This is a genomic window from Mycobacterium sp. (genome assembly GCF_035570115.1).
Lineage (GTDB): Bacteria > Actinomycetota > Actinomycetes > Mycobacteriales > Mycobacteriaceae > Mycobacterium.
This window is the reverse complement of sequence record NZ_DATMLH010000134.1, coordinates 39,469-48,622: the sequence shown is the minus strand read 5'-3', so window position 1 is coordinate 48,622 and position 9,154 is coordinate 39,469. Positions and strand designations below refer to the sequence as shown.

The following is a 9,154-nucleotide window of genomic DNA, read 5'->3' as shown; positions in this document are numbered from 1 at the left end:
GACAGCCAGTCGCGCAGTTCGGAGCGGAACTGTTCCAATTCCGCCGGGTATGAGAAATCCACTGTTCTAGGCGGTCCCTTATCGACTGTGGCCAAGGCGGACTTTACGTTGGAGCAGATATTTGGTCAACAAGCGCTGATGCGATTGACTGCAGCGACACCGGACTCTACGTTGGAACAGATATTTGGTCAACGGAGTCCCTGGGGGTTCGGTGGCAGACGACGCTCGTGACGACCGGTTGCAGGGACTCGGCATGTTTGCCTCTGCGCTTGCCGGCCGATCGGTGGCGGTCGCCGAGTTGCAAGCGGGTGAGCCTTCGTGGACGGACGGCCAGACGATTTATATCGATACTGCGGCGCGAGCCCGTGCGAGACTCGAGGCGGTTGCGGTACAGGCATCGATGATCGCCGCCGGCAGCCTGGACCCCGAGGTCGTGCGTTCCCTTCTGCGCCGTCCCCGGATGGCCAGGCGCTACCTCGCGGTCGAGGGCCATCGCGCATTGGTCAGCAATGCCGAGCTGCTACCACGCATCCTGGCGTCGGTCGGCGACCGCGATATCGCCGGGCGCACCGATTCGCCCGCCGCTTCGCTGAGCATTGCCGCCGGACGGGCTGCCATCGATGACCCGGCGCCGCAGTTCGGTGTGATACGCGCGGCGAAGCTGGTCGCGGCATCCTCCCGGGCGGCCGAACAACAGGACCAGCCGAACCCCCGGCACGTCCCGCGAGGCCGCGGCGCGCAGGAACTAGCGGAACTCGACGATGGCGAGATCGACGATTCCGACGATCCCGACCTGTTCACCAGCCCGGTTGGCGGGGGCGGCTTCATCGGCAAATGGTTGAAGAAGATGCTGTCGTCGGCGCGGAAGACCGGCAGCGGCGGCGGCCCACCTGGCGCGGACACCCCGACGCACCGCACGAACTCCGCGAACCGCGGTCCGCACGCGGTGTCGTCGCTGGCCTCAACCTCGAGCGAGGACGTCACGGGTGGTCAAGACCTCGAGACCAAAACCGCCGCGGACGGCGTGAGCTATCCGGAATGGGACTTCACGCGAAAAAGCTACCGGCCCGCGTGGTGCACCGTGCGGGAGGTCGAGCCGAAGATCAAGGCTTCTGCGACCCAGGCGATCGACGACGCAATCGCCGTGCGAAGGCCTTTATCGCGACTTGGAATGGGTCTTCACCGCCGCCATCGCCAGTACCAGGGCGACGACATCGACCTCGACGCGGCCGTTGAAGCCCGCGTCGAGGTGCGGGCCGGGTCGGTGCCCGACGAGGCGGTCTACCTCGACAGCCTTCGGCGCCGGCGCGACCTGTCGGTGCTGCTCCTCCTCGATGTGTCGGGCTCCGCGGCGGAGCCCGGAACCCTTGGGCGCACGGTGCACGAACAACAGCGCACGGCGGTCGCCAACCTGACCGTCGCATTGCACGACTTGGGTGACCGGGTTGCGCTCTACGCTTATTACTCACAGGGACGCAAAGCGGTGAACATGGTGCCGGTCAAGCGTTTTGACGACCATTTCGACGCCCGGGTCATGAGGCGATTGAACAGCCTGGAGCCCGGGGCGTTCTCGCGGCTCGGCGCGGCCATCCGCCATGGCTCGGCGGTCTTGGAGACGCGCGGAGGTACGTCACGCCGGCTGTTGGTGGTGCTTTCCGACGGACTCGCGTACGACCATGGATACGAACGGGCCTATGGTGCCGCTGATGCGCGCCGTGCTTTGACCGAAGCCCGCCGCGGGGGCATTGGCTGCGTGTGCCTGACGATCGGCGCGGGAACCGACGTGCAATCGCTGCGCAGGGTGTTCGGCAACACCGCACACGCGACGATTGCGCGCCCAGATCAACTCGCGGGTGTGATTGGACCACTATTCCGGTCCGCGCTGCGCTCGGCAGAGGTCCGCAGGAAGGTGTCGTGACGAACACGGTGATCGAGCCAAACTCTGCCCTGTTGCAAAGTCCCAGAACGCAGTTGGCGCCCCATTGGCTCGCGCCGGCCCCGTCAGGGCACTTGAAACAAACATCTGTTCCGGTTACGCTCCAATCGCCGGGAGTATCAGAAGGGAAGCTATGCCCAACGAGTCCGGGGTTGCTTGCCGGAACGGCGTGACCCCCGAGGCGGAGATGGTGCGGCCCTATTACCAGGCGATCGGCGGCGAAGAGGCCATTTTCAAGGCGGCATATCGCCAAGGCCTGGCGCTCGTCCTGAAGGGGCCGACGGGTTGCGGCAAGACTCGATTCGTCGAGGCGATGGCCTACGATCTCGGTCGGCCGCTGATCACCGTTGCCTGCCATGACGACCTCACCACCGCGGACCTTGTCGGACGGTATCTTCTGCGCGGCGACGAGACAGTATGGGTGGACGGTCCGCTGACGCGCGCGGTGCGCGAGGGTGCGATCTGTTACCTCGACGAAGTGGTGGAAGCCCGACAAGACACGACCGTGGTGCTGCACCCGCTGGCCGACCACCGGCGACAGCTGCCCATCGAGCGTCTTGGTGTCACGCTGGACGCGGCGCCCGGATTCGGCCTTGTGGTGTCCTACAACCCCGGCTATCAAAGCGTGCTCAAGGACCTCAAGGATTCGACACGTCAGCGGATGGTCGCGATCGAATTCGGTTTTCCGGCAGCTGATGTCGAAGAGGGGATCGTTGCACACGAGGCCGGCGTGGACGGTGCCACCGCCGCTGAGCTGGTGCGCTTCGGGCAGGCCATCCGCCGCCTGGAAGCCGGCGGGCTGCGTGAGGTCGCATCGACTCGCGTGCTCATCGCGGCTGCCCAGCTTGTCGCGGAGGGCCTGACCATGCGTGAGGCGGCCCGGGCCGCGATCGCCGGGCCGCTCACCGACGACGTGGCAGTGGGCAGGGCGCTGGGCGAGATGGTCGAGGTGTATCTGGGCGGAGCGGATGGATCCGATGTTTGACGCGGTATTGCGCCGCCGCTACGGTCTGAACAAATATTAGGTCAGCAGTAGATCCGTGCGAGTGAGTGCGTCACCCGGGAGGTCAGATGTCCTACGAAAGCACAGCAGAGCCGTTCAAGGTCGGCTACCTGATGGACTTCACTCTTCCTCCTGGGTTCCCCGAGGAGATGAAGGCGGACTTCACCCGATGTTTTGATCTCGTCTTCGAGGAGGCCGTTGAGCAGGCCTTGGTCGACCGGCCGGTGCAGATGATCTACCGCGAAGTGGAGGGGCTGCCCAAGGGATCGGTCAAAGCGGTGATCGATGCCTACGGCGAACTTGTCGACGAAGGGTGTCTGGTCGTTTTCGGACCGCATATCACCGACAACTGCGTGCCTACCCGGGAAGCGATCGAAGAGCGGTTCAAGGTGCCGGGCATCAGCGTCACCGGCACCGACGACTGGCTGGGTGAATGGACATTCGCCTTCCCGCAGGGATCGATGACCGACGAGCCGATCTTCATCGCGGACCTGGTCGCCAAACGTGGGCTCACCGAAATCGGCGTTCTCGTCGAGCAGAATCTCATCGGCGAGAGCTACCTCAAGAATCTGCGAAACGCGTGTCGGCGCAAAGGCATTCGGATCGTCGCGGAGGCGGCGATCGCCCAGACCGCCCAGGACATCAACGAAGCGGTGCGCACCCTGCACGACGCCAAGGCGGAAGCGATCGTGCACCTGGGCTTCGGTTTCGGGATCGTGTTCATCAACCCGGCGTTGGAAGCTGTCGATTGGGATCCGCCAAGGTTCACCACCACGGCTTTCCAGAACGCGTGGGTCAACCCGATCATGTGGAAAGCGTTCATGGGATGGATCGGGGTCGACCAGTACGACGAGGCGAACCAGATCGGCCAGGACTTTCTCGACCGCTACGCCAAGAAGTACAACGGACGGCGCCCGGAATATTGTGTGCCGCCGGTCAACCGCGACGTCGCTGCGACGTTGGTGCGGGCGTTCGCTGACGCCCACCCGCTCAGCCCACGCGGCGTGAAAGAGGCGCTGGAGCGGGTCAAGATGATGCCCGCCGCGGCGGGCGCGCCCGGCACCCGGGTGTCATTCGGCAAGTGGACCCGCCGGGCGTGGATGGGCGCCGGTTATCTGGTGGCGCGGACCCTCGACGCCGATGGCATCAACTCGCATCTGGTCGATCGCTTCGGAGAGGAAGGCTGACTCTTGAAAACGGAAAGGTCTACGGAACAATCCGCACCTCTGAAAGCAGACGAGAAGCCCGCGCGGCCCGGCGGCGAGCGCAAGGGGTGGGGCGGTTGGATCGCCGGCGCTGCCCTGGCGGCGTTCGTGCTCTTCTTCATCGCGAATTGCCGCGTCGCCCTGGACCCGCGGGTCGCCAACCCCAACGTGCACGGTCGGCCACGCCCCGTCCGTTTCCTGTTCGGGCTGGACTACATCACTTTCTTGCACATTTCCACGATCATCATGTTGCTGGTGCTGCTGGTGGTATTCATCAGGGGCTGGCGGCGGAACCCGGGCAGTCCGGTGATGCTGATGTTCCTGTGCACCACGCTGATCGTGTGGCAGGACCCGATCATGAACTGGGCGCCATTCGCGGTCTACAACCCCGATCTGATCCACTGGCCGGAGTCCTGGCCGCTGGTGTCGTTATCACCGACCGTCGAACCGTTCGTCGTATTCGGCTACGTGACTTTCTATTTCGGTCCCTACTTCCCGGCGGTCTGGGTCCTGCGCAAGCTGCAGGCCAAATACGGACCGGAGAGTTTCGTATCGCGACACCCGTTGGTCAGCCTGGGTCTGCTGACGTGTGCGATCGGCTTCGTCTTTGACGCGTGGCTTGAGATCCAGCTGGTGCACGCCGGCATGTACATCTACTCGCAGGTGATTCCCTGGGGCTCGGTATTTACCGGCACGACATTCCAATTCCCGCTGATCTGGGAGTCGTTCTCGGTGACGTTCGTGATGGTGCCCGCGGCCATACTCTGCTATCGCGACGACACCGGGAAGTCGGTGGCAGAGAAGCTGGCCGCGAAAGCGAAGATCTTCCCCAGCCGTCCGGTACTCGGCACCTTCCTGGTGATGTTCGCGATCATCAACGTGTCCTACATCGCCTACGGGGCCTGGTTCGCGGCCATCAAGGTCAGCAAAGCGGCGACCTCGGTGGCCTGCCCGTGGCCCTACCCGGAGGCCAAAGTCTATGACCCGCAGGGTTTTTACGAGAAGGCAGGCGCTCAAGGCCCGTACTCGGTCGGCATCTGGTCGACCTGGATGAGCGGGGAGCCCAATGGAAGGCCCCACGTCGATCCGCCGCCGTCGGGTACTGGCCCCTGTGCGAGCAAGAATGGTTGATCCGCGCACCGTCGTCATCACCGGTGCGTCCCGGGGACTGGGTTTCGCATCGGCCGTCCGCCTGTACCGCGAGGGTTGGCGCGTGGTCGCGGCTATGCGCACGCCCGACCACGGGGTTCCACTCCTACGGGACGCGGCAGGCGCTGGTGCAGACGACGACCGGCTGATCGGTGTGCAGCTCGACCTTTTGGACGCCGCGTCAATCACCGCGGCGGCCAAGACAATCGAAGAGGCCGTTGGCGCACCCTATGCGGTGGTGCACAACGCCGGGATTTCCGCCGCCGGAATGGTGGAGGAGACCGATACGGCGCTGTGGCAGAAGATGTTCGCCACTAGTGTCCTCGGCCCCGTCGCGCTGACCCAGGCTCTGCTGCCGTCGATGCGGGCGGCGGGTGAGGGGCGCATCGTGTTGGTATCCAGCGCGGCCGGGGTGCGCGGTCAGCCGGGCACCGCGCCGTACTCGGCGGCCAAGGGAGCGTTGGAGCGCTGGGGTGAGTCCATGGCGTGCGAGATCGCGCCCTTCGGTCTCGGTGTCACCGTCTTGGTCGCCGGCACGTATGACACCGAGATCATCACCGACGCGGGCACCACCGATGATCGTAATTTCGACGGCCCCTACGCCCGGCTGCACAACACCATGAACACCCGCGGGCGATTCGCGGTCAGTTTTGCCAGACCAGCGGAGCGGTTCACCGACGGACTGCTCAAGGCGCTGGCTGACCAGAAGTCGTTCCGCCGCCGCGGCGTCGGCCCGGACGCTTCGATGCTGTTGGCTTTCAACAGAATTCTCCCGTCTTCGGGCATGCACCACATGTCGCGGATCGTGCTCGGCATACCCAGGCAAGGTTCGATGCGGGGTGGGGCGTATCCGTCGACCGCGGGTCAACGGGCGATGGTCTTGGTCGCGCGCGTTCTGCCGCGGCCGGTGTTGCAGCGCTTGGCGTCGTTGGCGGCCAAGCGACGCCAAAGAACTGAAGGGGACTGAGAGGTAAGCATGGAACAGCTATTTGACGATCTCGAGGATTTCGGCTCTTTCGACGACGCGATATCCGGGGACGTGCGCGACCCGTACACCGAGCTGGCACGGTTGCGCCGCGAGGAACCGGTGCAGCGACTCGAGACGTCCGGAGCGCTTCCACACGAGGAATCGCTGCCGATGTTCATCGTGTATCGCCACGAGGATGTCCAGCAGATGCTGCGTGACAACGAGACGTTCTCCTCGGCGGCTGTGATCGCGGCGTTCGGCCCGGTGTTGGGTGAAGGTGTGATGCTCGGTATGGACGAGCCGGTCCACGGGCGGCTGCGTTCGCTGATATCGAAGGCGTTCACGCAGAAGTCTTTGGCGCGCTGGCAGGACGAGTTGGTCGGCCGTGTGGCAAATAGTCTGATCGACAAGTTTGCGCCCAATGGCAAGGCAGATCTGGTGAAGGAGTTCACCTTCGACTATCCGAGCCAGATCATCGCGGGCCTGTTGGGCTTGCCGGAAAAGGATTACCCACAGTTCCAGCGGTGGTCGATCTCGCTGCTGAGTTGGCTGATGAACCCGGAACGCGGGCTTGCGGCATCGGCGGCCCTATGCGACTACTTCGCCCCGATCCTCGAGGCCCGCCGGGCCGAGCCCACGGATGACTTGATCAGCGCGCTCGGTGCGGCCGAGATCGACGGCGAGAAGCTCGACAATGAGGAGATCTTCTCGTTCCTTCGACTGCTGCTACCCGCGGGCGTGGAGACGACCTACCGGTCGCTGGGCAGCCTGCTCTTCGGTCTGTTGTCGGATCCGCCGCAATTGGACGCGATCCGGGCCGACCGGTCCCTCCTTCCGCAGGCGATCGAAGAGGGTGTGCGGTGGGAACCACCCCTGCTGACCATCACCCGGGTGACAACCCGCGACACCGAACTCGGCGGGGTGGCGATCCCGGCCGGGGCAACGGTGATGCCGATGCTGGGTTCGGCGAACCGGCAAGAGGATCGCTACCCGGACCCCGACACGTTCAACATTCATCGACAAGCCAAGGCAAACCTGGGCTGGGGGCACGGCGTGCACGTCTGCCTCGGTATGCATCTGGCGCGACTCGAGATGCGCACCGCCATCAACCTTTTGCTGGATCGGTTGCCGAATCTTCGGCTGGACCCAGACGGGGACGACCCGCACATTCGCGGGCAGGTTTTCCGGTCACCGACTTCGCTGCCGGTGCTGTTCGATGCCCAGTAGCCAACCCCCCGCAGAAATTGGACGTTGCCAATCGGCTAGTTTCCAGTAAGGCTCTCCGTAGGGTGATCAGTGCCCCGCGGGCCGCCCTCTAACGAGTCAAAAGAGAGTGACAGATATGAGTGACACCGTAAAGGTCCGGTTCGAGCCGAAGATGATGATCGACGGCAAGCTGGTCGACGGCCAGGCCGGCACCTTCACCAACATCAACCCGGCAACCGAGGAGTCGCTCGGCGAAGTCGCCGACGCATCGAAAGAGGACATGCTGCGGGCGATCGACGCCGCCCGGCGCGCTTTCGACGAGACCGACTGGTCGACCAACCACAAGTTGCGTCAGCGTTGCCTCCTGCAGTTGCACGACGCGATCGAAGCCGAGAAGGAAGAACTGCGCGAGGAGCTCATCCTCGAAGTCGGCTCGCCCCGAGCCATCACCTTCGGGCCCCAGCTGGACGCCCCACTGGAAGACGGGCTGAAATACCCCGCCAGGCTGATCGACCAGTACCCGTGGGAGACCGATCTGGGCGACAAGGTGATCAGCCTCACCGGCACGTTGACCACCCGCAAGGTATGGCGGGAACCGGTCGGCGTGGTCGGCGCGATCGTGCCGTGGAACTTCCCGTTCGAGGTGACGATCAACAAGCTCGGCCAGGCGCTGGGCACCGGCAACACCGTCGTCCTCAAGCCGGCGCCGAACACACCGTTCAACGCGACCAGACTGGGCCGGCTCATCGCCGAAAAGACCGACATCCCAGCCGGTGTCGTCAACGTCGTCACCGCATCGGATCACTTTGTGGGTGAGGAGCTGACGCTGTCACCCAAGGTCGACCTCATCTCGTTCACCGGCTCGACGGTGGTCGGCAAGCGGATCATGGAAAAGGGTGCGGCCACCATGAAACGGCTGTTCCTGGAGCTCGGTGGCAAGTCGGCCACCATCGTCCTCGAGGACGCCGACTTCGGGCTGGCCTGTGCGATCGGCATCGCGCCGTGCATGCACGCCGGGCAGGGTTGCGCCAACCCGACCCGGATGCTGCTGCCGCGGTCCCGCTACGACGAGGGCGTGGCGATTCTCAAGAGCATCTACGAGAACATCACGTGTGGCGACCCGCAGGATCCCGGAACGCTGTGCGGCCCGCTGATCTCGGAAAGGCAGTTCGAGCGGGTGACGGGCTACATCAAGAAAGGTGTGGAAGAGGGCGCCACGGCGCTGGTCGGCGGTCCCGATGCGCCTACCGGTTTCGACAAGGGGTACTACGTGCGGCCAACGCTCTTCACCGATGTCGACAACAAGATGACCATCGCCCAGGAGGAGATCTTCGGCCCGGTGTTGGCCGTCATCCCCTTCGATGACGAGGAAGACGCGATCCGGATCGCCAACGACAGCGTGTACGGATTGGCCGGCAACGTGATGTCGGGCTCGCTGGAACATTCGCTGGCGGTGGCCCGCCGAATCAAGGCCGGCTTCATGGGCGTCAACGGTGGCGCACCGTACGGTGCCGACACTCCGTTCGGCGGCTACAAGGAGAGCGGCGTGGGCCGACAGAACGGTGTCGCCGGTTTCGACCAGTACACCGAGATCAAGTCGGTCGGTTATCCCGCCGGCTAGGGAGGGCGGCGCGCCTGAACAGGTGCGCTCCGTTCATCCGCAATGAAGCAGCCACGGGCTACCTTGT

7 protein-coding genes are annotated in these 9,154 nt (G+C 64.5%); all 7 read left to right on the top strand.

The window, feature by feature from the left end; genetic code table 11:
• The first annotated feature begins 211 nt into the window (after window positions 1-211).
• Window positions 212-1,918, top strand: coding sequence for a nitric oxide reductase activation protein NorD (locus VNW74_RS12960; protein ID WP_325677360.1), 1,707 nt, complete (start codon window positions 212-214; stop codon window positions 1,916-1,918).
• Between the two features lie 151 nt (window positions 1,919-2,069).
• Entirely contained in the window at window positions 2,070-2,921 is an 852-nt protein-coding gene (locus tag VNW74_RS12955) for a CbbQ/NirQ/NorQ/GpvN family protein (RefSeq protein ID WP_325677358.1), read from the top strand.
• Window positions 2,922-3,007: 86 nt separating this feature from the next.
• Window positions 3,008-4,126, top strand: coding sequence for an ABC transporter substrate-binding protein (locus tag VNW74_RS12950; protein WP_325677356.1), 1,119 nt, complete (start codon window positions 3,008-3,010; stop codon window positions 4,124-4,126).
• A 3-nt stretch (window positions 4,127-4,129) separates the two neighbouring features.
• Window positions 4,130-5,275 (top strand): spirocyclase AveC family protein, encoded by a 1,146-nt coding sequence (locus VNW74_RS12945; protein ID WP_414686673.1) that lies wholly within the window; start codon window positions 4,130-4,132, stop codon window positions 5,273-5,275.
• Window positions 5,268-6,260, top strand: coding sequence for an SDR family oxidoreductase (locus VNW74_RS12940; protein ID WP_325677354.1), 993 nt, complete (start codon window positions 5,268-5,270; stop codon window positions 6,258-6,260). Before VNW74_RS12945 ends, VNW74_RS12940 begins: the two co-directional genes overlap by 8 nt.
• Before the next feature lie 9 nt (window positions 6,261-6,269).
• Entirely contained in the window at window positions 6,270-7,487 is a 1,218-nt protein-coding gene (locus tag VNW74_RS12935; protein ID WP_325677352.1) for a cytochrome P450, read from the top strand.
• A gap of 115 nt (window positions 7,488-7,602) precedes the next feature.
• Complete coding sequence (locus VNW74_RS12930) at window positions 7,603-9,087, top strand: aldehyde dehydrogenase family protein (protein WP_325677350.1); 1,485 nt, start codon at window positions 7,603-7,605, stop codon at window positions 9,085-9,087.
• The last annotated feature ends 67 nt before the right edge of the window (window positions 9,088-9,154 follow it).

Coding starts and splice junctions, on each gene's coding strand:
- VNW74_RS12950 (WP_325677356.1), top strand. CDS start 3,008: ATGTCCTACGAAAGCACAGCAGAGCCGTTCAAGGTCGGCTACCTGATG.
- VNW74_RS12935 (WP_325677352.1), top strand. CDS start 6,270: ATGGAACAGCTATTTGACGATCTCGAGGATTTCGGCTCTTTCGACGAC.
- VNW74_RS12955 (WP_325677358.1), top strand. CDS start 2,070: ATGCCCAACGAGTCCGGGGTTGCTTGCCGGAACGGCGTGACCCCCGAG.
- VNW74_RS12940 (WP_325677354.1), top strand. CDS start 5,268: ATGGTTGATCCGCGCACCGTCGTCATCACCGGTGCGTCCCGGGGACTG.
- VNW74_RS12930 (WP_325677350.1), top strand. CDS start 7,603: ATGAGTGACACCGTAAAGGTCCGGTTCGAGCCGAAGATGATGATCGAC.